The sequence below is a fragment of the Micromonospora mangrovicola genome, assembly GCF_047200535.1.
GTDB lineage: Bacteria > Actinomycetota > Actinomycetes > Mycobacteriales > Micromonosporaceae > Micromonospora.
The window spans coordinates 24,647-50,342 of sequence record NZ_JBJZOG010000047.1 but is presented as its reverse complement, the minus strand read 5'-3'; the positions used below and the strand labels follow the sequence as shown (position 1 = coordinate 50,342).

The window sequence follows — 25,696 nt, the reverse complement described above, 5'->3', positions numbered from 1 at the left end:
CGGCGGCGAAGAAGGCTCCGGCGAAGAAGACCACCGCCGCGGTGAAGAAGACGACGGCCGCCAAGAGGACCACCGCCGCGAAGGCTGCCGGGGCCCGCCCGAGTGGCGGTGCCCGCAAGGCGGCCGCGAAGAAGGCGCCGGCGAAGAAGGCCACCGGCACCTCCTCCACCAGCGCGCGCAGGGCGGGGAGGAGAGCCGCCGAAGCGGTCAGCGCTGTCGAGGCCAGGACGAGCACCTCGACCGGTACCCACAAGCGGATGACCGCGGCCCGGAAGCCGGCCGGCACGAGGGTCGTCGCGGGCCGTTCGACGGCCAAGCCGGCGAGCACCCGCCGCAGAACGGGCTGACGTCGGGCACCATCCGTTCACCGGCGGCACGCTGGCTCGGCGCGTCTGACGCCGCGCAGCGACCCGCCGCCGGTGCCGGCGAGCGGATCAACCGCGGCGCTGTCAGGATTGACGCCGTGGTGATCCGACGCGTACTTGCGCCCCGCATCGACTTCGGCGCGCTGCGCCGCGAGCTGGGACTGCCCGAAGGTTTCCCGGCCGCGGCGCAGCGCGAGGCCGACGAGGCGGCCGGCGCGGCGCTGCCCGCCGTCGCCGACCGCACCGACGTCCCGTTCGTCACCCTCGATCCGGCGACCTCGCGCGACCTCGACCAGGCGATGCACCTCAGCCGTCGTCCCGGTGGCGGTTTCCGCGTCCGGTACGCGATCGCCGACGTCGCCAGCCACGTCCGGCCCGGCGGGGCGCTGGAGGAGGAGACCTGGCGCCGCGGGCAGACCGTCTACCTGCCCGACGGCAACGTGCCGCTGCACCCGCACGCGCTGAGCGAGGGGGCGGCGAGCCTGCTGCCCGACGCCGACCGGGCGGCGGTGCTCTGGACCATCGACCTCGACGCCGACGGCGGCACGGTCGCCGTCGCCCTGGAGCGGGCGCGGGTCCGCAGCCGGGCCAAGCTCGACTACGTCGGCGTGCAGCTCGCCGCCGACGCCGGCAGGCTGCCCGAACCGGTCGCCCTGCTACCGGAGATCGGCGCCCTGCTCACCGCCCGCGGGCTGCGAAGGGGCGCAGTCAACCTGCCGTTGCCCGAGCAGGACGTGGAGCCCGACGGCGACGGCTGGCGACTGGTGCTGCGCGGGCCCGCCCCGATGGAGGACCACAACGCGCAGATCTCCCTGCTGACCGGGATGGCCGCCGCCGACATCATGCTCGCCGGCGGGATCGGGTTGCTGCGGACGATGCCCGCCCCGAAGCCGGACGCGGTGGAACGGCTCCGGCTGGCCGCGGGCCCGCTGGGCGTGCCCTGGCCGGCGGACGCGTCGGTCGGTGAGGTGCTCGCCGGGCTGGACGCCTCCCAGCCCCGCGCGGCGGCCTTCATCGACCAGGCGGCCGAGCTGATGCGTGGGGCCGCGTACACGGCCTTCGACGGCGAGCCGCCGGAGCGGCCGGAGCACGGCGGCGTGGCCGCCGCGTACGCCCACGTGACCGCCCCGCTGCGTCGCCTCGCCGACCGGTACGCGACGGAGGTCTGCCTGGCCCTGCACGAGGGCCGCGAGGTGCCCGGGTGGGTCCGCTCCGCGCTGCCAAAGCTGCCGGAGGTGATGGCGAGTACCGACCGGACCGCGTCGGCCGCCGCCCGGGGCGCGGTCGAACTGGCCGAGGCGGTACTGCTGTCCCACCGGGTGGGGGAGACCTTCGAGGCGGCGGTGCTGGACGTGGACGCGCCCCGGCCGGCCGCCGAGGTACCGCGGCAGCCCGGGCAAGCCGAAGCCGCAGCGACGAACGGCGGCGGCCGGCCGGGTCGGACGCCCGGCGGCACGGTCGCCCTGGACGAGCCGCCGGTCCGCGCCCGCTGCCTGGGCGAGCTGCCCCTCGGCGACCGCGTCCCGGTCCGCCTGGTGACCGCCGACCCCACCGAACGCAAGGTCCTCTTCGAACGCGCCTGACCGCGCGTCGGTCGGGTGGCTGCCGCGCCGGGCGGGTCACGCGGGCGGGGACCGGCTCGCCGGGGTCGCCCGGACGTGGCGTAGGCGAGCTGCGTGCGGGGTGCGGGGGTGCTGCGTGCGTGCGGGGTGCGCCTGTAGCTGAGAGCGATATGCCTCTGCGGCATGAATATGACCGAGAGGCACCTCACTCGCGGGACTGCTGTTCTCCGGATGGCAGACGACCGCCGGCCTGGACGACTGTCCGCGGGGACCGGGCCGGCAGCGGGGATTGTCACAGCGCCCGGCCGTCCGGTTTGCCGATGACCTTTGCGAGGATGGCCGCATGGCTTATGACGCGACCACGCTGCCCGACGTCTCCGGGCTGACCGTCGGGATCATCGGTGGCACCGGGGACCAGGGGCGGGGCCTCGCCTACCGGTTCGCCCGGGCCGGGCAGACCGTGCTGATCGGGTCCCGCTCGGCCGAGCGGGCGGCGCAGGCCGCCGCCGAGATCGCCGCGCTGCCCGGCGTGCCGGCCGGCACCGAGGTCTCCGGCGCCGACAACGACGAGGTCGCCCGGCGCAGCGACGTGGTGATCATCGCGGTGCCGTGGGACGGGCACGCCGCCACCGTCGCCGCCCTGGCCGGCCCGCTCGCCGGCAAGATCGTGGTCGACTGCGTCAACCCGCTCGGCTTCGACAAGCAGGGCCCGTACGCGCTCACCGTCGCCGAGGGCAGCGCCGTCCAGCAGGCCGCCGGCCTGCTGCCCGAGTCCCGGGTCTGCGCCGCGTTCAACCACGTCTCCGCGCCGCTGCTGGCCGACCCGGAGATCGACCGGATCGACCTCGACGTGCTGATCTGCACCGAGGACCGGGAGTTGGTCGGCGTGGTCGCCGCGCTCGCCGCACGGATCCCCGGCATGCGGGGCATCTACGCGGGCCGGCTGCGCAACGCCCACCAGATCGAGGCGTTCACCGCCAACCTGATCGCGATCAACAAGCGCTACAAGGCGCACGCCGGCATCCGGGTCACCGACCTCTGATGTCGTACCCGTGCGGCAGCATCGCCGCATGGAGTGGCAACTGGTGATCGACTGTCGGGAGCCGGAGCGGCTCGTCGCGTTCTGGGCGGAAGCGCTGCGCTACCGGCCGCAGCCGCCGCCGGCCGGGCATCGCAGCTGGCGCGACTGGTATCTCTCGATCGGCGTCCCGGCCGAGGAACTCGGCGACGGTGACTGCCAGGACCGCCTGGAGGATCCGACCGGGGCCGGGCCGCGCATCTGGTTCCAGCCGGTTCCGGAGCCGAAGTCGGTGAAGAACCGGCTGCACCTCGACCTGAAGGTCGGGGGCGGCCGCTCGGTGCCGTTGGGTGAGCGGCGACACCGTGTCGACGCTGAGGCGGCCCGGCTGGTCGAGCTCGGTGCCCGGGTCATCGGGGGGATGGACGTTCCCGAGAACGATCACTACTCGGTGCAGCTCGCCGATCCGGAGGGCAACGAGTTCTGCGTGGTGTGACCGTCCGGGCGGCGCGGTCCGCAGCCGCACCGCCCGGCGTACCGGTCAGAAGGTGTGCTCGGCGGCGGGGAACTCGCCGCCGCGTACCTCGTCGGCGAAGCGGCGGGTGGCGTCGGTCAGCGCGCCGGCCAGGTCGGCGTAGCGCTTGACGAAGCGCGGTGCCCTGCCCGTGCGCAGCCCGGCCATGTCCTGCCAGACCAGCACCTGGGCGTCGGTGTCGGGACCGGCGCCGATGCCGACGGTGGGGATCCGCAGTTCGGCGGTGATCCGCTTGGCCACCTCACCGGGCACCATCTCCAGCACCACCGCGAAGGCGCCCGCGTCGGCGACCGCCCGGGCGTCGGCGATCACCTCCTCGGCGGTGTCGCCGCGGCCCTGCACCCGGTAGCCACCGAGGGTGTGCTCGCTCTGCGGGGTGAAGCCGATGTGCGCCATCACCGGGATGCCGGCCCCGACGATCGCCTCGATCTGGGCGGCGCAACGCCGGCCGCCCTCCAGCTTCACCGCGTGGCAGCCGCCCTCCTTCATGAACCGCACCGCGGTCCGCAGCGCCTGCGTCGGCCCCTCCTCGTAAGAGCCGAAGGGCAGGTCGCCGACGATCAGCGCCTGCCGGGTCGCCCGCACCACCGCGCGGACCAGCGGCAGCAGTTCCTCGGCGGTCACCGGCAGGGTGGTCTCGTAGCCGAAGACGTTGTTCGCCGCCGAGTCGCCGACCAGCAGCACCGGGATCCCCGCCTGGTCGAAGATCGAGGCGGTGTACTGGTCGTACGAGGTGAGCATCGCCCAGCGCTCGCCGCGCTCCTTGGCGGCGATCAGGTCGCGGGTACGGACCCGCCGGGTGGCCGGCCCGCCGTACAGGGCGGTCACCTCGGTCGGGGTGGACTCCACCATGGCTCTCTCCTTCCTCGAGGCCGCGCTCGCGGTCCCCGGGTTCTGCCGCGATCGTCGCACCGGACGACCGGGCGGCGGCAGGGCGGAGTGGAGGAATTCACTCCCCGGCCCGCAGGACGGCGGGCCGGGGACGGGGGCCGTCGCTCAGCCGTGCTCGCGCCAGCGGTTGGTGATCGGCAGCCGGCGGTCCCGCCCGAACGCCTTGATGGAGATCTTGGTGCCGGGAGCGGACTGCCGCCGCTTGTACTCGGCGGTATCCACCATCCGCAGCACCTTGTCCACGACCGCCGGGTCGTGGCCGGACTCGATCAGCCCCTCCCGGCCCAGGTCACCGTCGACGTAGCCGATCAGGATCGGGTCGAGGACGTCGTACTCGGGGAGGCTGTCGCTGTCGAGCTGACCGGGGCTCAGCTCGGCCGACGGCGGCTTGCCGATCGAGCTTTCCGGGATCGGCGGGGTCTCCCCGCGCCGGTCGGCGTCCGCGTTACGCCACTTGGCCAGCCGCCAGATCAGCGTCTTCCAGACGTCCTTGACCGGGTTGTAGCCGCCGACCGAGTCGCCGTAGAGGGTGGAGTAGCCGACCGCCAGCTCGCTCTTGTTGCCGGTGGTCAGCACCAGGTGACCCTCCTGGTTCGACAGCGCCATCAGGATCACGCCCCGGACCCGGGCCTGGAGGTTCTCCACCGTCACCCCGGACAGCGACATGTTGGCCAGGAAGGTGTCCACCATGGGCTGGATCGGCTCGATCCGGAAGTCCAGACCGGTCCGCTTGGCCAGCTCCTCGGCGTCCGCCCGGGAATGCTCGGAGGAGTGCTGGCTGGGCAGCGAGACGCCGACCACGCGGTCCGGGCCGAGCGCGTCGACGGCCAGGGCCGCCACCACCGCCGAGTCGATGCCGCCGGAGAGGCCGAGCACCACCGACGGGAAGCGGTTCTTGTTGACGTAGTCGCGCAGCCCCAGCACCAGCGCCTGCCAGACCTCGGCCTCGTCCGCGACCGGCTCGATGATCCCGCCCAGCGCGACCTCGTCGGTGGGGGCCGGCGGCAGGATGTCGCTGATCTTGGCCCGCACCACCCGCATCCCGTCGGCCAGGTGCGTGTGGTGGTCGACCGGCTCCTTCGCCGCGGGCAGCAGCACGTCGTGCACCAGCAGATGCTCGACGAACTGGGGTGCGCGGGCGAGCAGCCGGCCGTCCGCCGCGACGATCATCGAGTCGCCGTCGTAGACCAGCTCGTCCTGGCCGCCGACCATGTTCACGTACGCGATCGCCGCGCCCGCCTCGGCGGCCCGGCGGCGGACCAGCGGCAGCCGGATGTCGTCCTTGTTCAGCTCGTACGGGGAGCCGTTGATGTTGAGCACCAGCCCGACGCCGGCCTGGCGGGCCACCGCGAACGGGCCGCCGGCCTGCCAGAGGTCCTCGCAGATGGTCAGCGCCACATCCACACCACCGATCCGCACCACGGTGAGGGTGTCGCCCGGGACGAAGTACCGATCCTCGTCGAAGACGCCGTAGTTGGGCAGGTGGTGCTTGAAGTAGGTGGCCACCACCGCGCCGCGGTGCAGCAGCGCGGCGGCGTTGCGGGCACCCCGGCCCGGCTCGGCGTCGGCGCTCACCTGCGGCGGGCCGTCCGCGTCCAGGTAGCCCACCATGACCGGCAGGTCGCCGAGCCCGTCGCCGGCCAGGTCGGCGGCGAGCCGCTCCAGCGCGGCCCGGGACGCGGCGACGAAGGAACGGCGGAAGACCAGGTCCTCGACCGGGTACCCGGTCAGCATCAGCTCCGGGAAGAGGGCGAGCTGGGCGCCGGCGTCGGCGGCCTTGCGGGCCCAGGTGCGGACCAGGTCGACGTTGCCGGCGATGTCGCCGACGGTGGGGTTGACCTGGCACAGGGCGAGACGCAGGGTGGGCATGTCCTCATCTTGCCCCAGCCGGCCGGGCCGGATCCGGCCGGACGAGGGAGACACCGGACACCCCGCTCCCACCCGGGAGACGGGGGTCGGGGGCGGCGTCCGCCGGGGCGGGACACGGCGGGACGCCCGCCGGGTGAGGGCGTAACGTCGGCGTAACGAGGCCGGTGGAGACTGGGCGGTCAGGCCGGGCCGACCCGACCGGTGCCGGACGTACGTGCAACGAGGGGTGGAAGTGGACCGTCAGCAGGAGTTCGTCCTCCGTACGCTGGAAGAGCGGGACATCCGGTTCGTCCGGCTGTGGTTCACCGACGTGCTCGGCACGCTCAAGAGCGTGTCGGTGGCCCCCGCGGAGCTGGAGGCGGCCTTCGAGGAGGGCATCGGCTTCGACGGCTCGGCGATCGAGGGCTTCGCCCGGGTCTTCGAGTCGGACATGGTGGCCATGCCCGACCCCACCACCTTCCAGGTCTTCCCCTTCGAGGGCGGGGTCAGCGGCGAGAGCGCCCGGATGTTCTGCGACATCCTCCTGCCGGACGGCAGCCCGTCCTGGGCCGACCCGCGGCACGTGCTGCGCCGGGCGCTGTCCAAGGCCGCCGAGAAGGGCTTCACCTTCTACACCCACCCGGAGATCGAGTTCTTCCTGCTGGAGAACGGGGCGCAGGACGGCTCGGTGCCGACCCCGGTGGACACCGGCGGCTACTTCGAGCACACCACCCACGCGGTGGCCCGGGACTTCCGCCGCCAGGCGGTGCTGGCGCTGGAGCGGATCGGCATCTCGGTGGAGTTCAGCCACCACGAGGTGGCCCCCGGCCAGCAGGAGATCGACCTGCGCTACGCCGACGCGCTGACCACCGCCGACAACATCATGACCTTCCGGCACGTGGTGAAGGAGGTGGCCCTCTCCACCGGGGTGCAGGCCAGCTTCATGCCGAAGCCCTTCACCGACCAGCCGGGCAGCGGCATGCACACCCACCTGTCGTTGTTCGAGGGGGAGCGCAACGCGTTCCACGACGCCGGCGACCCGATGAAGCTCTCCAAGGTGGCCAAGTCGTTCATCGCCGGGCTGCTCACCCACGCCCGCGAGTACACCGCGGTCACCAACCAGTGGGTCAACTCGTACAAGCGGCTGTTCCCGCAGGCCCTGCCGGACCGGATCACCGAGAGCCCGGCGTACGTCTGCTGGGGTCACCTGAACCGGTCCGCGCTGGTCCGCGTGCCGGCGTACGGCAAGCCGAACTCGGCCCGGGTGGAGGTCCGTTCGCTGGATTCGGCGACCAACCCGTACCTGGCCTTCGCGGTCATGCTCGGCGCCGGCCTCAAGGGCATCGAGGAGGGGTACGAGCTGCCCCCGGGTGCCGAGGACGACGTCTGGTCGCTGAGCAGCGCCGAGCGCCGTGCGATGGGTTACGAGGCGCTGCCGGAGAACCTGGCCGAGGCGATCGACGTGATGGCCGGCTCGGAGCTGGTCGCCGAGGTCCTCGGCGAGCACGTCTTCGACTTCTTCCTGCGCAACAAGCGGGCCGAGTGGGAGCAGTACCGTCGCGAGGTCACCCCGTACGAGCGGCAGCGCTACCTCTCGCTCTGAGCACTGTCGTACCTTGGGCTTAGCGTCCGGGGCGTGAACCGGACGGACCGTCTCTACGCCCTGGTGGAGGAGTTGCGGGCGGTGTCGCCGCGCCCGCGCAGCGCCCGCTGGCTGGCCCAGCGTTTCGAGGTCAGCGCCCGGACCGTCGAGCGGGACATCGCCGCGCTCCAGGCCGCCGGCGTGCCGATCTGGGCCGAGCCGGGCCGTACCGGCGGCTATGTGGTCGACCGGGCCCGCACCCTGCCGCCGGTCAACCTGAGCCCCGGCGAGGCGGTGGCGATGGCGGTGGCGCTGCACCGCCTGGGCGGCACGCCGTTCGCCTCGGCCGCGGGCACGGCGTTGCGCAAACTGGTCGCGGTGATGCCCACCGCCGACGTCGCCGAGGCACACCGCCTCGCCGGCCGGGTGCGGCTCATCGGCGGCGGGCCCACCACGCCGGTCCCGGCCGCCGTCGCCGACGCGGTCGCCGCGCAGCGCGTGCTGCGGCTGCGGTACGCGGACCGGGCCGGCGCGGACTCGGTGCGCGACGTGGAGCCGTTGGCCTACCTGGGCAACCCGACGCACTGGTACCTGGTCGCCTGGTGCCGGCTGCGGGACGGGCTGCGCTGCTTCCGCACCGACCGGATCGTGTCGGTGCGCCCGCTGGCCGAGCCGGTGACCCGTGAGCTGCGCCCCGACGACCTCGACATCCCGCACGATCGGGTCCGACCGCTCAGCCTGGTCTGAAAGCCGAAGTGCGGGTCACCCGGATGCGGGATCCTGGTGGGTCTGCCGCATCTATCCCTCGGCCGCTCAAAACACCGACAGGACGGTGTCGCGGACGTCGCCGAGGCTGACTCCTGACGACGCCGGCCGACCGGCCGGCGAACCGAGGAGGAAGCATGTCCAGCACGCCCGTCACCTGGTTCGAGATCGGCTCCGACCGGCCGGAGGAGGTCGAGCGCTTCTACGCCGACCTGTTCGGCTGGACCTTCGAGGAGCAGGGCGGCCCGGGTGCGTCGTACCGGCAGACCACGGCCGGCGGGGAGCAGGGGATCGGGGGTGCGATCCGGGCCACCAACGGCGACTCTCCGAACTACGCGATCTTCTACGCCGAGGTGGCGGACGTGGCGGAGACCTGCCGCCGGGCGGAGGCGTCCGGCGGCAAGGTGCTGGTGCCGCTGCGGACCACGCCGAGCGGGCTGGCCTTCGCGCACCTGCTCGACCCGTCGGGCAACCACGTGGGCGTCTTCACCCCGCCCGCGGCGGGCTGAGCGGCGGGACGGGCCGTAGCTGCGGTGCACGGACGGACGCCCGCCCCGGCAGCGCTGCCGGGGCGGGCGTCCGGTCACGGTGTCACGGGGTGGCCCCGCCGTGGAGAAGGTTCCCGGCCGGGAGGGAGGGTCGGCCGGTGCGGGGACGGCGGGGCCACCCGGTCACTTGTCGGCCGTACCGTTCCCGCCGCCGTGCCGGTGCCCGCCCGGGCCCGGGAAGACGCCGGCCTCGACGGCCTTCAGCACCGCGTCGGCCTGCTCCTGGGTGAGCTTGCCGTCCTTGACCGCCTGGTCCAGCCGTTCCTTCAGCCTCGCCTGCCGGTCCTCGGCCGACGGCCGCTGCGGCCGGTCGCCCTGGTGCTGCTCACGGATCTTCTCCAGCGCCGCGGTGACCTTGTCGGTCGAGACGCCCAGCTCCTTGGCGAGGGCTTCGGCGAACTGCTGCTGCCGGTCGGCGCGCTGCTGCTGGCGGTCGGTGCCCTGATCGGTGCTGGTGCTGGTGCTGGCGCTCGGGCTCGGGCTCTTGTCGTCGGCGAGCGCCACCGTCGGGGCGGCGATCCCGACGCCGAGCACCCCGGCGGTGGCCAGGCCAGCCAGCAGGTGCTTCTTCGACATCTTGCGGATCATGCGGGTCTCCAATCCGGTGGTGGTGCGATGACGTCACCGACGGTGACGGTCGAACCTTGGGAAACCCCGTCGCGACCCTATGAACGCGCTGACAATTCACCCACGAACCGGACGAACAAGTCGTGATCGTTCATGCCGGCCTCGGCTCAGTGGACGGCGGGGGTGACGGTGAGGGTGCCGGTGCCGGCGTCGAGGACGGCAGGGGTGCCGACGGGGACGGTGAGCTGGCCGACGCCGTGGCCGATCGGCAGGCCGCCGAGGACCGGCACGCCCAGGTCGCCCAGGCGTTCGGTGAGCACGTCGGTGACCGTGGTGTCCCAGCCGTCGGCGCACTCGGTGAACTGGCCCACCGCCACCCCGGCGATACCGTCCAGCGCCCCGCAGCGGCGCAGGTGGGTGAGCATCCGGTCGACCTTGTACGGCGGCTCCTGCACCTCCTCGACCAGCAGGACGGCGCCGGTCAGGTCCGGCATGTCGGGGGTGCCGATCGAGGCGGTGATCAGGCAGAGGTTGCCGCCGAGCAGCCGGCCCTCGGCCCGGCCGGGCACCCGGACCGGGTACGTCTCCTCCTCCTTGACCGCCTCGACGGTTACCGGCGCGGTGGTCATCAGCGCGGCGTGCAGCGACTCCGCCGAACGCGGCGGGGTCCGGTCGTCCAGCCACGCCGCCCCCGGGCCGTGCACGCCGGCCAGCCGGGCGCCCCGCCAGAGCGCGAACTGCAACGCGGTGATGTCGGAGAAGCCGGCCACCACCTTCGGGTCCCGGCGTACCGCGGCCATGTCGATCAGGTCGACCACCCGCTGCGCGCCGTACCCGCCCCGGGTGCAGATCACCCCGCGCACCTCAGGGTCGGCGAAGGCGGTGTTCAGGTCGGCCGCGCGCAGGTCGTCCCCGCCGGCCAGGTATCCGTGCCGGGCGTACGCGTTCGGCGCCAGCACCGGGCGCAGCCCCCAGCCGGTCAGCAGCTCGACGCCGCGCGCCACCCGCTCCGGCCGGGTCGGGCCGGAGGGCGAGACCAGCATCACGGTGTCGCCGGGACGCAGGACGGGGGGCCGGAGGCAGTCGTCGGTGGGCACGTGCGGGAGCCTAACGGGCGCCCCGCCGTGACCGGCCGCTCCGCCCGCCACGCGCGCACCGCCTCCGTTCGCCGGGCCGCGGGGACCGGCCGGACGTGCCGCGTTCCCGGACGCCCGCCGAGCCGGACCGGGCGTCGCCGGGCGTACCGGATAGCCTCGACGTCGTGGCGACCGCGCTGGTGATCGAGAACGACCCGACCGACGACCTCCGCCGACTGGGGGAGTGGCTGACCGAGGGAGGGGTCGAGCTGCGGGTGCTGCGCCCGCACGCCGGTGACGAACTCCCCGCCGACCTCGACGGGTACGCCGCCCTGGTGGTGCTCGGCGGCGACCAGCAGGCGTACCCGCTGCCCGACGGCAGCCCCGGCGCGCCCTGGTTTCCGGCGCTGGAGGGGCTGCTGCGCAAGGCGGTCCGGCAGCGCGTGCCCACCCTCGCGATCTGCCTCGGCGCGCAACTGCTGGCCGCCGCGCACGCCGGCCAGGTCGAGCGGAGCCCGTCCGGGCCCGAGATCGGGCCGACCGTGGTCGGCAAGCGGGACGCCGCCGACACCGACCCGCTGTTCCGGTACGTGCCGCTGATGCCGGACGTGCTGCAGTGGCACTCGGACGAGATCACCGAACTGCCGCACGGGGCCACCCTGCTGGCCGCCTCCACCCGCTACCCGCACCAGGCGTTCCGGGTCGGGGACCGGGCCTGGGGGCTGCAGTTCCACATCGAGTGCGACACCGCGATGATCGCCGACTGGGCCCGCGACTCGACCCAGCTGGCCGAGCTGGGCTACGACCCGGAGCTGGTGGTGGCCGCCTGCGACCGGGTGATGGCCGACGTCGAGGAGGTCTGGCAGCCGTTCGCGGTCCGGTTCGCCGCGCTCGCCCTCGGTGAGCTGGGCGACGACGCCACCCGCCGCAGCCTGCCGCTGCTCGGGCAGTGAGATGACCCGACCGACCAGGGGACGCCTCGCCCGCTACGGCTTCGCGGAGGGCAACGGTGGTCGGGCCGCCGACCTGCTCGGGCCGGACGGGCTGGGGCTGTGGCGGCCGGACGCCCAGGAGCCCGCCGGCGAGCGCGCCGCGGAGCTGCTGACCGCGCTCTCCCGGGCCGCCGACCCGGATCTGGCGCTGCGGCAGCTGCACCGGCTCGTCGAGGCGGAACGGCGCACCGCGGACGAGCCGGCGCTGCTCGACGCCCTCCACGACGATCCGGGGCTGCGCCGCCGCCTGGTCGCCGTGCTCGGCGCCTCCTCCGCGCTCGGCGACCACCTGGTGGCCAACCCCGACCAGTGGCGGGTGCTGGCCACCGGGCCGGACGGCCTCGCGCCCGACGCCGACGGCCGGCTCGACCTGGCCGCCGCCGCCCGGATGACCGCCGCCACCGGCCCGGTCCCGGTGCTGCGGCAGGCGTACCGGCTGGCGCTGCTGCGGATCGCGGCAGCCGACCTGACCGGCGGGCGTTGCCTGGAACAGACCATGGCGGCGCTCTCCGCGCTCGCCGACGCCACGCTGACCGCCGCCCACGACATCGCCGTGGGCGAGCTGCCGGAGGGGACGCCCCGACCTCGGCTGGCCGTGGTGGCGATGGGCAAGTGCGGTGGCGACGAACTCAACTTCGTCTCCGACGTGGACGTCATCTTCGTCGCCGCGGAGGACGACGAGCTGGGCGCGGCGACGCAGGTCGCCACCCGGCTGATCCACATCTGCGGGCTGGTCGCCTGGCCGGTCGACGCCGCGCTGCGGCCCGAGGGCAACCGGGGGCCGCTGGTGCGTACCCTCGCCAGCCACCTGGCCTACTACCGGCGCTGGGCTCGGACCTGGGAGTTCCAGGCGCTGCTCAAGGCCCGCCCGGCGGCCGGCGACCTGGCGCTGGCCCGGGAGTGGATCGGGCAGCTCGCCCCGCTGGTGTGGACCGCCGCCGAGCGCCCCGAGGCGGTCGAGGACGTCCGGGCGATGCGCCGCAGGATCATCGACCACATCCCGCCGAAGGAGCTGGAACGCGAGATCAAGCGTGGGCCGGGCGGGCTGCGCGACATCGAGTTCGCCGTCCAGCTGCTCCAGCTCGTGCACGGCCGGGGTGACGAGGCGCTGCGGGTGCCCGGGACCATCCCGGCGCTGCGCGCCCTGGTCGCCGGCGGCTACGTGGGCCGCGCCGACGGGGAGGCGCTGCTGCGCGGCTACCGCTTCCTGCGCGGTGTCGAGCACCGGCTCCAGCTCCAGGGCCTGCGCCGCACCCACACCGTACCCACCGAGCCGGCCGCGCTGCGGTGGCTGGCCGCCGCGCTCGGCTACCAGGCGACGCCGGGCCGCAGCGCCGTCGAGGAGTTCCGCGCCGAGTGGGTCACCCACGCCAGCGAGGTACGGCGGCTGCACGCCAAGCTGCTCTACCGGCCGCTGCTGGAATCGGTGGCCCGGGTCCCCGCCGAAGGGCTGCGACTCACCCCGCAGGCGGCCCGGCACCGGCTGGAGATCCTCGGGTTCGCCGACCCGGCCGGGGCGCTGCGCCACCTCCAGGCGCTCACCGGCGGGGTGAGCCGGACCGCCGCGATCCAACGCACCCTGCTGCCGGTGCTGCTCAGCGAGTTCGCCGACGCGCCGGAGCCGGACCGGGGTCTGCTCAGCTACCGACAGGTCTCCGACAAGCTCGGCAGCACCCCCTGGTACCTGCGCCTGCTCCGTGACGAGGGGCCGGTGGCCCGCCGGCTGGCCCGGGTGCTCTCCTCCTCCCGGTACGCCGCCGACCTGCTGGCCCGGGAGCCGGAGGCGCTGCGGCTGCTGGCCGAGGACAGCGAGCTGACCCCGCGTCCGCGCGAGGTGCTCTGCGAGGGCTTCACCGCGGCGGCGGCCAGGCACGGCGACCCGGTCGAGGCCACCCGCGCGGTGCGCGCCCTGCGCCGCCGGGAGCTGGTCCGGTTGGCCTGCGCCGACGTGCTCAGCCGGGCCGGTGCCCTCGCCCCGCTCACCCCCCGCTCCACCGAGCCCGGCGCCGGGCGGGTACCCACGCTGGTCGACGTCAGCGCGGTCGGCACCGCGCTGGCCGACGTCGCCGACGCCACCCTGGCCGCGGCGCTGCGGACCGCCCGGGCCGCCCAGCCGGCACCTCCGGGGCTGCGCTTCGCGGTGATCGGCATGGGGCGGCTCGGCAGCTACGAGTCGAACTACCTCTCCGACGCCGACGTGCTCTTCGTCTACGACCCCCCGCCCGGCGCGGACGAGGCCGCGGCCAGCGCCGCCGCCCACGCCATCGCCGAGGAGCTGCGCCGGCTGCTCTCCGCGCCGGCCCCCGACCCGCCGCTCGGGGTGGACGCTGACCTGCGCCCGGAGGGCCGGCAGGGCCCGCTGGTGCGCAGCCTCGCCGCGTACGCCCAGTACTACGCCCGCTGGTCGAGGGTGTGGGAGGCGCAGGCGCTGCTGCGGGCCCGGTTCGTCTGCGGCGACGCCGACCTGGGCGCCGCGTTCGAGGCGATGGCCGACCCGGTCCGCTACCCGGCCGACGGGCTGACCCGCGAGCAGGCGGTGGAGATCCGCCGGATCAAGGCCCGGGTGGAGAACGAGCGGCTGCCTCGGGGCGCGGACCCGGCCACCCATACCAAGCTGGGCCGGGGCGGGCTCGCCGACGTCGAGTGGGCGGTGCAGCTGCTCCAGCTCCGGCACGCCGGCCGACTGCCCGAGCTGCGCGGCACCCGTACCCTCGACGCCCTGGCGGCGGCCCGGGAGGCCGGCCTGGTCGACCCGGAGGACGCCGCCGAGATGGCCGCCGGCTGGACCCTCGCCGCGCAGGTCCGCAACGCGCTGATGCTGGTCCGCGGCCGGAGCGGGGACCAGCTGCCCCGGCACGGCGTGGAGCTGGCCGGGGTGGTGCGCCTGCTCGGCCGGGACGACCCCGGCGAGTTCCTCGACGAGTACCTGCGCACCGGCCGCCGGTCCCGGGCCGCGATGGAGCGGGTCTTCGATGCCTGAGGCGCGAGGAACGACCGCCTCATACCGCGCTCCGGACAGCAGGGGTTCCCGGTCGACCCGGCCGGCGTCCGGGGTGCCGGCGAGCGTGGCGGGGGCCGGCGTGGCGCTGCTGCTCGGCGTGGCCTTCCTGCTCGCCCCGCCGATGGGCACCGACCTGGCCGCTCAGGTCGCCCGGGCCGGGTTCGTCGCCCGCCACGGCGGCGTGCCGCTCGACCTCGGCTGGTACGGCGGGGTGAACCAGTACGGCTACAGCCTGTTCACCGCCCGGCTGGGCGCCTGGCTCGGGGTGCGGCCGCTGGGCGTCCTCGCCGCCGTGGTCGGCGCCGCCGCCCTGGGCTGGCTCTTCGTCCGGCACCGGGCCCGCCGGCCGGTGCTGGCCGGGGTGCTCGGCGCGGTGGTGCTGGTCGGCAACCTGGCCAGCGGCCGGATCACCTTCGCCGTCGGCCTGGCGTTGGGCCTGCTCGCGCTCTGCGCGGTCGGCGCCGGACGGCCGGGCCGGCCGGTGCGGCTGATCCTGGCCGCCGGGCTCGCCGCCGCGGCCACCTGGGCCAGCCCGGTCGCCGGGCTTTTCACCGGCCTGGCCGGCGCGGCGCTGCTGCTGGCCGGGCTGCGCCGGGGCGACGGTCCGGGCCGGCCACTGCCCGGCGGCTGGCGGGTGGACCGGCCGCTCGCCGAGAGCCTGGTCCTCTGCCTCGCGCCCGCGCTCGCGCTCGCCCCGATGGCCGTGCTGTTCGGCAACGGCGGCACCCAGCCGTACTCGGCCGAGTCGATGCGGATCAACGTGGCGCTGGCCGTGCTGGTGGGCGTGGTCGTGCCCCGGCGCCGCGGGGTGCTGCGGATCGGCGCGGCGCTCACCGTGCTGCTGCTCGTCGCCGCCTTCTACCTGCCCAGCCCGGTCGGCTCCAACGCGCTGCGGCTGCCGATGCTCTTCGCGCTGCCGGTGCTCGCCGGGTACGCCCCGCTGCCCGGCCGGTGGCTGGCCGGGCTGCTCGCCGCCACCGTCTGGTGGCAGAACCCGGTGATGGTCAGTGACGTGACCCGGGCCGGCTCGGCGGAGAGCACCGCCGCGTTCCACCGTCCGCTCGCCGACGAGCTGGCCCGGCGGCAGCCCGTCGGGCGGGTCGAGGTGGTCCCGCTGCGTGACCACTGGGAGTCGGCGTACCTGCCGCCGACGGTGCCGCTGGCGCGGGGCTGGGAACGGCAGGTGGACAGCGAGCGAAACACCCTCTTCTACGGCGACGCGCTGAGCGCCGACGCCTACGCGGACTGGCTACGCCGGGAGGCGGTCCAGTACGTCGCGGTCGCGCCGGACGCCCCGCCGGACCGGTGGGGGCGCGCCGAGGCCGCCCTGGTTCTCGCCGGCCAGCCCTACCTGCGTGAGGTGTGGCGCGACGCGGACTGGCGGCTGTACGCCGTGCTGGACCCGACCCCGCTCGTCGGCGCGCCCGGCCGGCTGGTCGCCGCCGACCAGGCGCGGGTGCGGTTCACCGCGGACCGGGCCGGCGACGTGCCCGTCCGCGTCCGGTGGTCGCGCTGGCTCTCCCTGTCCGGCGCGGACGGGTGCCTGCGGCCGGGGCCGGACGGCTGGACCGAGGTGCGGGTGCGTGCCCCGGGTGAATTTTCGGTCTCCAGCCGGCTGGCGCCGGCGAACCACTGCTGAACATGTCTCCGGTCCCGGTGCCCACCGTCGGCGCCGGCCGGCCGGGCTGGCAGCATGGCGGGGTGTCTCACCTCCTCTCGCGCTGGACCGGCCTGGCGGGCTCGATACTGCTCGCCCTGGCCGCCTTCCTCGGCGGCGCGTTCCCGCACGGCAACCTGCACCCCACCCCGGTCGGCATCTGGCAGGGCCCGCACGGGCCGCTGATCCTCGGTAGCTGGCTGGTCGGCACCACGCTGCTGGTGTGGGCCTGGTGGTCGCTGCGGGACCGGGTGCCGTCGCTGCGCTGGGCGCTGGTCACCGCCGGGCTCTGGCTGCTGCCGATGCTCGTCGCGCCGCCGTTCGGCAGCCGCGACGTGTACGCGTACGCCTGTCAGGGGGCCAGCTACGCGGGCGGGATCAGCCCGTACGAGCAGGGCGTGTCGGCGCTGCCCTGTCCGTGGCTGGACACCGTCTCGTTCATCTGGCGGGACACCCCGGCCCCGTACGGGCCGCTGTTCGTGGTGCTCGCCGGCGCGGTGGTCAAGGTGACCGGCTCGCTGACCGCCAGCATCGTCCTGTTCCGTCTGCTCAGCCTGGCCGGCGTGGCGCTCACCGCGTACGCCGTGCCGGTGCTCGCCCGCCGCTGCGGCGTGCCGGCCGAGCGGGCGGTCTGGCTGGCGCTGGCCTGCCCGCTGGTCGCCATGCACCTGATCGGCGGCCCGCACAACGACTCGCTGATGGTCGGGGCGCTGGTCGCCGGGCTGGCCGTGGTGGCCTCCCGGCCGGGTCGGCCCGGCCCGCTGCTGGCCGGTGGGGCGCTGCTCGGCGTGGCCGTGGCGATCAAGGTGACCGCCCTGGTCGTGGTGCCGTTCGCCGCGCTGGCCGCGATGGTCGGGCCGTACCGGATCCGGACGCTGGTGCGCGACGGCGGCTGGGTGGTGGGCGGCGCGGTCGCGGTCGTGGCCGGGGTGACCTTCGGCGGCGGCCTGGACCTCGGCTGGGTCGGCGGCCTGTCCCAGGGCGGGGTGGCGGTCGCCTGGACCTCCCCGCCGACCGCCGTCGGCCAGACGGTCGGCTACGTGGCGGTGTTGTTCGGCGCGCACATCGACGCGCTGCCGGTCACCCGGGGCATCGCCGTGGTGCTGCTGGCCGTGCTGCTGGTCTGGCTGTGGTGGCGGGCCCGGGACCGGGATCCGCTCTACCACGCAGGGCTGGCGCTGGCCCTGACCGTGGCGCTCTCCCCGGTGGTGCACCCCTGGTACTGGACCTGGCCGCTGGCCGTCCTCGCCGCGACCGCCGCGCTGCGGGAGAAGTGGTACCTGGTGGTCGCCGCCGTCGGGTCGTTCCTGATCCTGCCGGACGGCACCGGCCTGCCCCGGTGGACCAAGATGCCCGGCGCGCCCCTGATGACGCTGTTGGTGATCGTGGTCACGGTCCGGTTGGTACGGTCGGTTCGGGCGGCCCGCAGGCCGGTCCCCGCCGACGCGGCAGCCGACTGAGGAGAGGTGCCGGTGAGCGAGCCGGACGCGGTGCCCGACGGGCCGGTCCGGCCCGTCGCCGCCGCGCTCGCCCGTTACGCCGGCCTCGCCGGCGCGGTGCTGCTGACCGTCGGCGGCTGGCTGGGCGGCGCGCTGCCCGACGCCCCCGTGACCACCAGCCTCGGTGGCCTCTGGCGCGCCCCGCACGGGCCGGGGGTCCTCGGCTGCTGGCTGGCGGGCACGGTGCTGCTGGTCGGCGCCTGGTGGTCGCTGCGCTGGGGTGCCCCGTCCGCCCGGTGGGCGTACCTGACCGCCGGGCTGTGGCTGCTGCCGCTGCTGGGCGCGCCACCGCTGGGCAGCCGGGACGTCTACTCGTACGTCTGCCAGGGGTGGTCGTGGACGCAGGGGGTGTCCCCGTACCAGGTGGGGGTGGCGGCGGCCGGCTGTCCGTGGACGGACACCGTGTCGCCGATCTGGCGGGACACCCCGGCCCCGTACGGGCCGTTCTTCGTCCTGCTGGCCGGGCTGGCGGTGCTGGCCGGCGGCGGTCTGGCCGGGGCGATCGTGCTGCTGCGGGTGATCGCGGTGGCCGGGCTGCTGCTGGCCGCGCTCTGCCTGCCCGGGCTGGCCCGCGCGGTCGGGGTGCCGACCCGGCGGGCCGCCTGGCTGGCGCTGGCCTGCCCGCTGGTCGGGGTGCATCTGGTCGCCGGTGCGCACAACGACGCGGTCGGGCTGGGCCTGGTGCTGTTCGGGCTGCTGGTGCTGGTCCGCAAGCCGGGAAAGCCGCGCGCGCTGGTGGTGGCCGGCGTGTCGCTGGGGCTGGCGGTCGCGGTGAAGGCGGTCGCCGTGGTGGTGCTCCCGTTCGCCGTGCTGGCCGCGGTGCTGGGCCGCTACACCTGGCGCGCGCTGCTGCGCGACGGCGGCTGGCTGGCCGGGGCGGTGCTGGCCACGCTGCTGGTCGTCTCGCTGGTCACCGGCCTGCGGCTGGGCTGGGTGGAGGGCCTGGCACACAGCGGCGACTCGCAGCAGTGGACCTCCCCGCCGACCGCGGTGGGTTTCGTGGTCGACTACGCGGGTGTTCTGCTCGGCCGGGAGCCGCACGCCGTGCCGGTGCTCCGGGTGGCCGCGCTGGTGCTGCTCGTGGTGCTGCTGGTGGCGCTCTGGTGGCGGGGGTGGACCGCGCTGCGCGGGCTGAACGACGTCCGGCAGCGGGTGGTCCGGATCGCCGCGGCCCGACCCCGGGTGGCCCTGGTCGGGGCGGGCCTGGCGCTGGCCGCCACGGTCCTGCTCGCCCCGGTCTTCCACCCCTGGTACGCGATCTGGCCGCTGGCGCTGCTGGCGGTGGCGACCCGGTCGCCGGCCCGTACGGTGTGGTTCGTGGCGCCCAGCGCGGTGGCGTCGGTCCTCGCGCTGCCCGACGGCACCAACCTGGCCCGGTTCACCAAGGCGCCCGGGGCGATCCTGATGACCGCGCTGGTGGTGGCGGTGGCGGTCGGGGCGGCGCTGCGGGCCGCCGGGAGCCGGCGCGCCACCTGACGCGGCACCGCTGCGGGCCGGACCCGGCAGTAGGCCGCCCCGAGGCCGCCGAACGGGCCCGGCGGCGTCGAGGGGCCAGCGACAGCGTCCTGGCCGGCCGCTTCTGGTGGAACGGGTGTCCTCGACCGTTCAGCAGTCGAAGTACATGGCGAACTAACCGCGCGTGGCGGCGGACCTGGGGGAGTGGCGTCGATCAAGCTGCTGAGCAGGTCGTACGCCGTATAGCAACTTCCATCGTTATTCGGTGTTTCCAGGCGGCATCTTACCCCTCGGGTACCTGACGATCATGGTGTCGTGTGTGCGAGTGGTTCGGAAGAGGGCCGGTAGGGCATCCCGTCGCGCAGGCGCCGCCCTGCCGGGCCGCGCCGGGCTGGACCAGGTCGGCGCGGTCTGGTGGCCTCCGGTGTGCGACGGGTCCCCGATCGCGGCCGGGGCATCCCAGAGTCGCCGAGGGTCCGGGGCGAGTAGCCCCGGCCGCCGGAGGCAATCTCCGGGTCGTAGGGCCGGAGGCCCTACCCGCCGGAGGCATGGGCCTCCGGCCGGCGGTCGTCGCAGGGTGCGGGTCGCGCGCCAGCATCAGGGGCGCGGATTCCAGCGTCAGCGGGATCGTGCCGGGGTCCAGGTGGATGTGACTGCCCGGCGGAGCACTCTCGTCAGACAGCGCGAGGCACCATCGCGCGAGGTCGCGAAGACCGGCAGGGTCGCCGAAGAACTCCACTGTGCCGTTGCGGATCTCGACCGTGACGTTCCCACCCTCGGCGGGGGCGACTGCGCCACGATCGGGGTCGTACGCCGGAATGGACAGCGTGTTGTCTTCCACGCGCGAAGTATGCCGCCATAGTCGTCCGTGGTTCGATCCGAGCTGCCCGGCGTCGCCCGAGTAGGACGGTTCGGGCTTCGTGGTGCCCGCTGACGGCCGGCACGGTCCGGGGTCGGCGCGCCGGGAGCAAAGCGGCAAGGCGCGCCGTGCCCCGGGACCGTGCCAGCGGGCCGCTTGCGGCCCGCCTTAGAGACGTATGGAAAGTTCTCAATGACAGAAGCCCGGACGAGAAGCCCGGTCAGGGTCGTACTCCGCTTGATCCGTGACGGGTTGGCGTCACATGATGCGTGACACTCGGCCGAGTGCTGGTGGAGGCGACTGCGGTTTCCTGCTGGAAGCGGAGGAGCGACACATGGATTTCGCACTACCGGACAATCGGGTTCTGGGTTGGGCGGAGTACGGCGATTCGGCCGGGGTGCCCGTGGTGTACCTGCATGGCACGCCAGGTTCTCGGCTCAGCCGCCCGGACGACGCGGCGTTGGAGGGCGTTCGCCTGATCACGGTGGACAGGCCTGGATACGGTCGGTCGACACCTGTCCGGCGGCCAACGCTGCTCGGCGTCGCCGATGCGGTCGGTGCGCTGATGGCATCTCTGGGAATCGAGCGTTTCGGAGTGGTCGGATTCTCCGGTGGCGCACCGTACGCTGTGGCCTGTGGTGGCCGGTTCCCGCATCGCCTTACCGGCGTCGTCGCCGCCGGTTTCACCGGCCCATACCGGGAGCTGCGGACGGTACGCGGCTGGCAGCGGCTTCAAGCGTGGACGGTTTGCAACATCCCGGGACTCGGCCGCCCCTACGTGACTCGCGCTGCCGCCTGGTACGCGGAAGACCCCCTCAAACAGCACCGAGAACTGCTTGCGACTGGCCAGGACACCTGGATGCAGCCAAGTGAGGAGTCCAACCTCGAAGGCGCCCGTCAAGGCGCCGCCGGCCTGGTCAGCGACTGGCTGGCCACAGACATTCGTCCGTGGGGATTCCAACTTCGAGACGTGCCCTGCCGCGTCCTCATCTGGGCTGGTCGACACGACCCCGGCAGAGCTGTTGCCGACGCGCCACTGATCGCGGCACGGATGCCCGACGCTGAGGTCCGCATCGGTGAGAACGCCGCTCACACACCGTCTCCTGCCCACTGGCGGGAAGTGCTGACGTGGGTCAAGGGTGGCTAGGACCCGGCAGGCAGGGCGTGCGATAGGGCCGGCACCCGCCAAGCGATGAACGGACTCGCGTCCGGCTACACCGGATCAGGAGCCTGACACCAGCGAGATCGTCTAGCCGGAGCTGTCACGCATCATCTGATCCGGACCTGTCACGGATCAGGTGGAGCTCGACAAGAAGCCCGGTCAGGAGTCCAGTCAGCGGGGTGGGGGGATGCCATCCCACCAGCCACCGACCCAGGTAGCCGAGAAGGCCGGGGCCAGGGCGACAAGCTCGTACGTCCGGTAGGGCGATCCACCGATCGTCAGGTTTACCGAAGCGGTGTTCCGCCTGCCTGATGTCGTAGCGGTGGCGCTGCGCCAGCATCTGGCCGACGGGTGCGACGCGGTCGAGGTCGACGACGGCACGGACCGCCGCCGGCCGGTCCGCCGACCCGCGCGCCTGCTGTTCCGGGGTGTCGGTGGTGAGCCGGTCAACGCGGCGACCTTCTCCCGGACGTGGGCGACTGCTCGGGAAGCGGTCGGCCTGCCGGCGCGGTGGGGGATACACGGACTGCGGCACTACTACGCGACGGTGCTGATCCACGCGGGCGCATCGGTGAAGACGGTCCAGCTCGCGCTCGGGCACAGCACGCCGACCGTCACGCTCAACACCTACGTGCACGAGTGGCCGGACGTGCTCGACCGGACCCGGCTGCTCACTGACGGCGCGCTCGGGCAACACGAAACGGCGGCCATGCCGGCTGTGAGCCGGGCATGACCGCCGTCCGTGAGGTTGTACCCAACCTGTACCCAAGATCGGTCGCGATCCTGTTGGTGCAGGTCAGACCCTTGATCGGGCTCAGCAGTCGAAGTACATGGCGAACTCGTGCGGGGTCGGGCGCAGGCGCACCGGGTCGACCTCGTTGGTCCGCTTCCAGTCGATCCAGGTGGAGATCAGGTCCGGCGTGAACACGCCGCCGTCGAGCAGGTAGTCGTGGTCGGCCTCGAGGGAGTCGAGCACGGCCGGCAGCGAGCCCGGGACCTGCTTGACGTCGCCCCACTCCTCCGGCGGGAGGTCGTACAGGTCCTTGTCGATCGGCGCCGGGGGCTCGGTCTTGTTCTTGATGCCGTCCAGGCCGGCCATCAGCATGGCGGAGAAGGCCAGGTAGACGTTCGCCGACGGGTCCGGCACCCGGAACTCGACCCGCTTGGCCTTCGGGTTGCTGCCGGTCACCGGGATACGGGTGCAGGCGGAGCGGTTGCGCTGCGAGTAGACCAGGTTGACCGGCGCCTCGAAGCCCGGCACCAGGCGGCGGTACGAGTTGACCGTCGGGTTGGTGAAGGCAAGCAGCGACGGCGCGTGGTGCAGCAGGCCGCCGATGTACCAGCGGGCGGTGTCGGACAGGCCGGCGTAGCCGGTCTCGTCGTAGAACAGCGGCTCGCCGTTCAGCCAGAGGCTCTGGTGGGTGTGCATGCCGGAGCCGTTGTCGCCGAAGAGCGGCTTCGGCATGAAGGTGGCGGTCTTGCCGTTGGCCCACGCCTCGTTCTTCACGATGTACTTGAAGAGCTGGAGCTGGTCGCCGGCGTGCAGCAGGGTGGAGAACTTGTAGTTGATCTCCGCCTGGCCGGCGGTGCCGACCTCGTGGTGCGAGCGCTCCACGGTGAAGCCGGTGTCGACCAGCCGGCGCACGATCTTGTCACGCAGGTCGGCGTAGTGGTCGACGGGCGGCACCGGGAAGTAGCCACCCTTGTACGCGGTCTTGTAACCGCGGTTGCCGCCCTCTTCCTCGCGGCCGGTGTTCCAGGCGCCCTCGATCGAGTCGATGTAGTAGAACGCCTGGTTCGGCCCGGTCTCGTGGCGGATCGAGTCGAAGATGTAGAACTCTGCCTCGGGACCGAAGTACGCGGTGTCGGCGATGCCGCTCGCGGCGAGGTACGCCTCAGCCTTCTTCGCGACGTTGCGCGGGTCGCGGCTGTAGGCCTCGCGGGTGAACGGGTCGTGGATGAAGAAGTTCAGCGCGAGCGTCTTCTGCGCGCGGAACGGGTCGATGAAGGCGGTCGCGACGTCCGGGAGCAGGAGCATGTCCGACTCGTGGATCGCCTGGAAACCGCGGATCGACGAGCCGTCGAACGCGAGCCCGTCGGTGAAGAGGTCGTCGCTGACCGACTCGACCGGCAGGTTGAAGTGCTGCATCACGCCGGGCAGGTCACAGAAACGTACGTCGACGAACTTCACGTCCTCGTTCTTGAGGTATCGCAGGAGTTCCTCGGGATTGGCGAACACTCGTCCTCCTGGCAGGTCCACTCCGGTGGCTGGCTCCTGGCGACGATATGGCGGCGGGGTTGCCCGTCCGTGTCTCTTCTGTTTCCGCCGTGTTACGTCCCTCGCGGAGCGTCATCTGTGCCGCTCAGTCGCCTTCGGGTCTTCGTTGGGACGATACCCGCCGTGACGGTGTGGCGCTAATTGATGGCTTTGGTCCTATTCAGCGGTGCATGCCGAACCGCCGTATCCGGGCAGTGACCGACACCCCTGCCCGCCGGCCTCACCCGGCTCCGGAGTCGCCGCTGACTACCCTGACCGCTGTGACCGATACCGCTGCCGTGCCGGTGCCGCCCGCCGCGGACCCCGCCTTCACGCCCCCGAGCCTCGGCCGCCGCTTCGGCGCGCTGGTCATCGACTGGGTGCTCTGCCTGCTGATCGCCAACATCTTCGCCGACCCGGCCCGGGACGGCTGGGCCCCGGTCCTGGTGCTGATCGGGGAATACGGCTTCTTCCTCGGCCTGTTCGCGCAGACTCCCGGCATGTACATCACGAGGATCCGCTGCCTGTCCTGGTCCGACGGCGGCCGGATCGGGCCGCTGCGGGCCCTGTTGCGCGGCGTCCTGCTGGCCCTCGTCGTACCCGCCCTGATCATGGACGAGCACCGGCGCGGCCTGCACGACCGCCTCACCGGCTCGGTCGTCACCGACGCCCCCCGCCCCGGTCGCCCCGGTCGCGGCTGACCGCGCCCGCATCCGCAGGCGCTGTTTCACGGAAAAAGTGGTCATCCGGCGGCCGGAGACCACTCTTTCCGTGAACGAGTGCGGATCTTGGGGCGTGGCGCGTACGACCAGGGTCAGCGGCCCCGGGTCTGGCGGAACGCGCCCCGCGGCGGCCGCATGTTCTTCGGGATCGCGCCCTTGGGCATCTGCGGGCGGGCGGTGAGCGCCTTGAGCCGCTTGTCGAGGGAGTTCACGTCCTTGGGGGAGAGGGCGCGGGGCAGCCGCATCAGCGTCGTCCGCAGCTTGCGGATCGGCAGCTCGCCCTCGTCCTGACCGATCACGAAGTCGTGCAGCGGGGCGGTGCCGATCACCTTGGCCAGCCGTCGCTTCTCCTGGCCGAGCAGGCCCCGGACCCGCTGCGGGTTCCCCTCGGCCAGCAGGATCACGCCGGGGCGGCCGAGCACCAGGTGCACCATGTCCATCTGCGTGGTCGAGCTGACCGCCGGGGTGACCCGCCAGTCGCCGCGCATGCTCTCAATGATCTGCGCCGCCGCGCCGGGCTGCCCCTCGGCGGCGTTCATCATCGCCTTGTTGGACCGCAGGTTCAGCACGATCAGCACCGCGAGCAGCGCGAACAGGATGCCGACCGGCAACCAGATCCAGCCCCAGAGAACGACCGCGACCACGGTGAGCGCGAGCGGGATCAGCACCGCCGCCGCGGTCAGCGGCGCGAACCACCGGTCCTGCTTGGCGGTGAACTGGAACACCATCCCGATCTGCTTCAGCCGCTGGCCGAACGTGACCTTCTCCTGGGGGTTTGCCATGCCGAAGAGTCTAGTGGTCGCCCCGCAACCTGTTGATCCGTGGCCACCACTCCGCGACGGCTGAGTACCTTACGGCGTCGCCGCCGCACTGAGGACCCCGAGTAAGGAGGGCGCGGGGCCGAAGATCAGGCGACGGACCCATGCCCCGGGGCCACCTTCGCGCGGAAAGTCAGTGTCGACAGCGAGACGACACCGCACGACAGGGGAACCCGAGATGTTCGGCAACGACGCAGACCTGATGCTCTCCCTCCACCGCAGCCACGCCTCCGAGCTCCAGGCCGACGCGGCCCGCGACCGGCTCGCCCGGTCGCTGCCCCGCCGGCACGCCCGCGGCTGGCTCAACCGCCGGCGGTACGCCGGCCGGACCGTCAACGGCAACCGGTGACCGCCCTCGCCGCGCCGGCCGTCCGACCGGCGCCGCAGCCGCCGGACGCGACCGCCGCGCCGGCTGCTCCCGCCAGCCGGCCCGGCCGCGACCAACACGGCCCCGGGCAGCCTTCGGCGGACCGCCGGCACACCGGTCCGGTCCGGGAAACTCCCCGAGCGGCGGCCG

Annotated in this window: 23 protein-coding genes; 15 read left to right on the top strand and 8 right to left on the bottom strand. The window is 73.7% G+C overall.

The features are described from left to right. On the bottom strand, positions 1-316 hold a 316-nt coding region (locus ACL02O_RS19630), incomplete at its 3' end, for a hypothetical protein (protein ID WP_412819553.1). A gap of 147 nt (positions 317-463) precedes the next feature. Here ACL02O_RS19630 and ACL02O_RS19625 point away from each other — a divergent pair. The 3 genes from ACL02O_RS19625 (at position 464) to ACL02O_RS19615 (ending at position 3,441) form a co-directional block, all read left to right on the top strand. Beyond that, a complete protein-coding gene (locus ACL02O_RS19625) occupies positions 464-1,948 on the top strand; it encodes an RNB domain-containing ribonuclease (RefSeq protein WP_412819552.1) in 1,485 nt (494 codons plus the stop codon). Positions 1,949-2,270: 322 nt separating this feature from the next. After that, complete coding sequence (gene npdG, locus ACL02O_RS19620) at positions 2,271-2,969, top strand: NADPH-dependent F420 reductase (protein WP_412819551.1); 699 nt, start codon at positions 2,271-2,273, stop codon at positions 2,967-2,969. A 28-nt stretch (positions 2,970-2,997) separates the two neighbouring features. Continuing rightward, on the top strand, positions 2,998-3,441 hold the full coding sequence (locus ACL02O_RS19615; protein WP_412819550.1) for a VOC family protein: 444 nt from the start codon (positions 2,998-3,000) through the stop codon (positions 3,439-3,441). Positions 3,442-3,486: 45 nt separating this feature from the next. Here the strand turns inward: ACL02O_RS19615 and panB are convergent, their stop codons facing one another. Further along, complete coding sequence (gene panB, locus ACL02O_RS19610; protein ID WP_412819549.1) at positions 3,487-4,332, bottom strand: 3-methyl-2-oxobutanoate hydroxymethyltransferase; 846 nt, start codon at positions 4,330-4,332, stop codon at positions 3,487-3,489. 144 nt (positions 4,333-4,476) lie between these two features. Then, complete coding sequence (locus tag ACL02O_RS19605) at positions 4,477-6,240, bottom strand: NAD+ synthase (protein WP_412819548.1); 1,764 nt, start codon at positions 6,238-6,240, stop codon at positions 4,477-4,479. A gap of 232 nt (positions 6,241-6,472) precedes the next feature. On the opposite strand from ACL02O_RS19605, the gene glnA (ACL02O_RS19600) reads away from it, so the two are divergent. From glnA (ACL02O_RS19600) to ACL02O_RS19590, 3 genes are all read left to right on the top strand, one after another. Then, entirely contained in the window at positions 6,473-7,822 is a 1,350-nt protein-coding gene (gene glnA / locus ACL02O_RS19600) for a type I glutamate--ammonia ligase (protein WP_412819547.1), read from the top strand. Between the two features lie 33 nt (positions 7,823-7,855). Then, positions 7,856-8,548 (top strand): helix-turn-helix transcriptional regulator, encoded by a 693-nt coding sequence (locus ACL02O_RS19595; protein WP_412819546.1) that lies wholly within the window; start codon positions 7,856-7,858, stop codon positions 8,546-8,548. Between the two features lie 155 nt (positions 8,549-8,703). Next, on the top strand, positions 8,704-9,075 hold the full coding sequence (locus ACL02O_RS19590; RefSeq protein ID WP_412819545.1) for a VOC family protein: 372 nt from the start codon (positions 8,704-8,706) through the stop codon (positions 9,073-9,075). 162 nt (positions 9,076-9,237) lie between these two features. Here ACL02O_RS19590 and ACL02O_RS19585 read toward each other — a convergent pair whose 3' ends face one another. Both ACL02O_RS19585 and ACL02O_RS19580 read right to left on the bottom strand, forming a co-directional pair. Next, the gene (locus ACL02O_RS19585) at positions 9,238-9,702 is read right to left on the bottom strand and encodes a hypothetical protein (protein ID WP_412819544.1); all 465 of its coding nucleotides are present in this window, start codon (positions 9,700-9,702) and stop codon (positions 9,238-9,240) included. Positions 9,703-9,848: 146 nt separating this feature from the next. After that, a complete protein-coding gene (locus tag ACL02O_RS19580) occupies positions 9,849-10,778 on the bottom strand; it encodes a S66 peptidase family protein (RefSeq protein ID WP_412819543.1) in 930 nt (309 codons plus the stop codon). A gap of 164 nt (positions 10,779-10,942) precedes the next feature. Between ACL02O_RS19580 and ACL02O_RS19575 the strand changes: the two genes are divergently transcribed. The 5 genes from ACL02O_RS19575 to mptB (ACL02O_RS19555) all read left to right on the top strand — a co-directional run bounded on the left by ACL02O_RS19575 (position 10,943) and on the right by mptB (ACL02O_RS19555) (position 19,382). Continuing rightward, positions 10,943-11,710 (top strand): type 1 glutamine amidotransferase, encoded by a 768-nt coding sequence (locus tag ACL02O_RS19575; RefSeq protein WP_412819542.1) that lies wholly within the window; start codon positions 10,943-10,945, stop codon positions 11,708-11,710. A 1-nt stretch (position 11,711) separates the two neighbouring features. Continuing rightward, positions 11,712-14,729 carry a bifunctional [glutamine synthetase] adenylyltransferase/[glutamine synthetase]-adenylyl-L-tyrosine phosphorylase gene (locus ACL02O_RS19570; RefSeq protein WP_412819541.1) on the top strand — a complete coding sequence of 1,006 codons (3,018 nt, stop codon included), beginning with the start codon at positions 11,712-11,714 and terminating at the stop codon, positions 14,727-14,729. 142 nt (positions 14,730-14,871) lie between these two features. Next, entirely contained in the window at positions 14,872-16,389 is a 1,518-nt protein-coding gene (locus tag ACL02O_RS19565) for a hypothetical protein (protein WP_412819557.1), read from the top strand. Positions 16,390-16,391: 2 nt separating this feature from the next. Then, entirely contained in the window at positions 16,392-17,867 is a 1,476-nt protein-coding gene (gene mptB, locus ACL02O_RS19560; RefSeq protein ID WP_412819540.1) for a polyprenol phosphomannose-dependent alpha 1,6 mannosyltransferase MptB, read from the top strand. A gap of 12 nt (positions 17,868-17,879) precedes the next feature. After that, on the top strand, positions 17,880-19,382 hold the full coding sequence (gene mptB / locus ACL02O_RS19555; protein ID WP_412819539.1) for a polyprenol phosphomannose-dependent alpha 1,6 mannosyltransferase MptB: 1,503 nt from the start codon (positions 17,880-17,882) through the stop codon (positions 19,380-19,382). Between the two features lie 262 nt (positions 19,383-19,644). On the opposite strand, the gene ACL02O_RS34530 is transcribed toward mptB (ACL02O_RS19555), so the two are convergent. Next, positions 19,645-20,100 carry an Imm32 family immunity protein gene (locus ACL02O_RS34530; RefSeq protein ID WP_459560887.1) on the bottom strand — a complete coding sequence of 152 codons (456 nt, stop codon included), beginning with the start codon at positions 20,098-20,100 and terminating at the stop codon, positions 19,645-19,647. A gap of 454 nt (positions 20,101-20,554) precedes the next feature. Here ACL02O_RS34530 and ACL02O_RS19550 point away from each other — a divergent pair, with 454 nt between their 5' ends. Beyond that, positions 20,555-21,367 (top strand): alpha/beta fold hydrolase, encoded by an 813-nt coding sequence (locus tag ACL02O_RS19550; RefSeq protein ID WP_412819538.1) that lies wholly within the window; start codon positions 20,555-20,557, stop codon positions 21,365-21,367. 310 nt (positions 21,368-21,677) lie between these two features. Further along, positions 21,678-22,115 carry a tyrosine-type recombinase/integrase gene (locus ACL02O_RS19545; protein WP_412819537.1) on the top strand — a complete coding sequence of 146 codons (438 nt, stop codon included), beginning with the start codon at positions 21,678-21,680 and terminating at the stop codon, positions 22,113-22,115. Between the two features lie 81 nt (positions 22,116-22,196). Here ACL02O_RS19545 and glnA (ACL02O_RS19540) read toward each other — a convergent pair whose 3' ends face one another. Continuing rightward, positions 22,197-23,621 (bottom strand): type I glutamate--ammonia ligase, encoded by a 1,425-nt coding sequence (gene glnA, locus ACL02O_RS19540; protein WP_412819536.1) that lies wholly within the window; start codon positions 23,619-23,621, stop codon positions 22,197-22,199. A 290-nt stretch (positions 23,622-23,911) separates the two neighbouring features. Here glnA (ACL02O_RS19540) and ACL02O_RS19535 point away from each other — a divergent pair, with 290 nt between their 5' ends. Beyond that, the gene (locus ACL02O_RS19535) at positions 23,912-24,340 is read left to right on the top strand and encodes an RDD family protein (protein ID WP_412819556.1); all 429 of its coding nucleotides are present in this window, start codon (positions 23,912-23,914) and stop codon (positions 24,338-24,340) included. A 113-nt stretch (positions 24,341-24,453) separates the two neighbouring features. Here the strand turns inward: ACL02O_RS19535 and ACL02O_RS19530 are convergent, their stop codons facing one another. Beyond that, a complete protein-coding gene (locus tag ACL02O_RS19530; RefSeq protein WP_412819535.1) occupies positions 24,454-25,143 on the bottom strand; it encodes a DUF4191 domain-containing protein in 690 nt (229 codons plus the stop codon). Positions 25,144-25,357: 214 nt separating this feature from the next. Here ACL02O_RS19530 and ACL02O_RS19525 point away from each other — a divergent pair, with 214 nt between their 5' ends. Continuing rightward, positions 25,358-25,528, top strand: a complete 171-nt coding sequence (locus tag ACL02O_RS19525) for a hypothetical protein (RefSeq protein WP_412819534.1) — start codon at positions 25,358-25,360, stop codon at positions 25,526-25,528. Positions 25,529-25,696 lie beyond the last annotated feature (168 nt).